Below are 923 nucleotides of genomic sequence, written 5' to 3' on the forward strand. Positions count from 1 at the left end.
ATTCACCCGCCGACCCCGACCACCCGCCCTGCCGACCACGGTGTGGATCAACAAACCAGCAGCTCAACCCACCGAACTACAGAACACCTGACCACGAAAACGTCTCACTTGACTTGACAGGTTCCGGGTCGGTGTGTCCGCCGTCGCGACGGTGTCCGGAGTGCCTTCCGCGACCACCGCGCCCCCGTTCGGACCGGCTCCCGGCCGCTTCACCAGATCTCTCATCACGTGGCTGGTCCCGATGCGGCCCGTGCTGCGGATCAGGACTGGGACGCCGCAGTGAGCTTCGCGATGTCGGGGGCGTAGACGGTCATCCAGTGCGGATGTAGCCGGTAGTAGACCACGTCGTTTTCCCAGTCGAAGAAGTCGTCGCCGTCGCCGTAGAAGTCCTTGAAGTACGCGAGCAGGTCGGGCCAGTCCGCGGCCGGCTCGCCGTCCTGGGGGTTGAGGATCTGCACCTTGCCGTGCGTGAACACGCCTAGGTCCTCACCGCGCATATGCGCGGCGCTGACGGCGGGCCGCGCCGCGAGATGGCGCGCCTTGGCGGCGTTGCGCGCCGTGCCAAAGTGCCACTTCCCGTGCAGGAAGTGCCCGTCCACACCGCTGATCCGTGGCTCGCCCTTCGCCGTCACGGTGGACAGGGCGAGGGTGCGCATGCCGGTGAGGACCTGGGTGAGCTGCTCCGCGGTCAGTGTGCTTTCAGCCTTGATGATCGAGCGGAGGTGCGAGGTGGAGCGGGAGAGGGAGGCGTCAAGGAGGGCCTGAAGCTCTTGGAGATCTTCTGAAGTTTCGCGCATCGGAACCTGTCAAGTCAAGTGAGACGTTTTCGTGGTCAGGTGTTCTGTAGTTCGGTGGGTTGAGCTGCTGGTTTGTTGATCCACACCGTGGTCGGCAGGGCGGGTGGTCGGGGTCGGCGGGTGAAT

At 65.0% G+C, this 923-nt stretch carries 1 protein-coding gene; it reads right to left on the reverse strand.

Going from position 1 to position 923, the window contains the following annotated elements; genetic code table 11:
- Positions 1-260: 260 nt before the first annotated feature.
- Positions 261-797, reverse strand: a complete 537-nt coding sequence (locus ACFOX0_RS34205; protein ID WP_377553837.1) for a pyridoxamine 5'-phosphate oxidase family protein — start codon at positions 795-797, stop codon at positions 261-263.
- Positions 798-923 lie beyond the last annotated feature (126 nt).

Origin of the sequence: Micromonospora zhanjiangensis (assembly GCF_042650605.1) — a bacterium.
Classification (GTDB): domain Bacteria; phylum Actinomycetota; class Actinomycetes; order Mycobacteriales; family Micromonosporaceae; genus Micromonospora_J; species Micromonospora_J zhanjiangensis.

What these genes read in the sequence shown, in the direction of transcription:
- ACFOX0_RS34205 (WP_377553837.1), bottom strand. Translation starts at nt 797, where the DNA reads ATGCGCGAAACTTCAGAAGATCTCCAAGAGCTTCAGGCCCTCCTTGAC.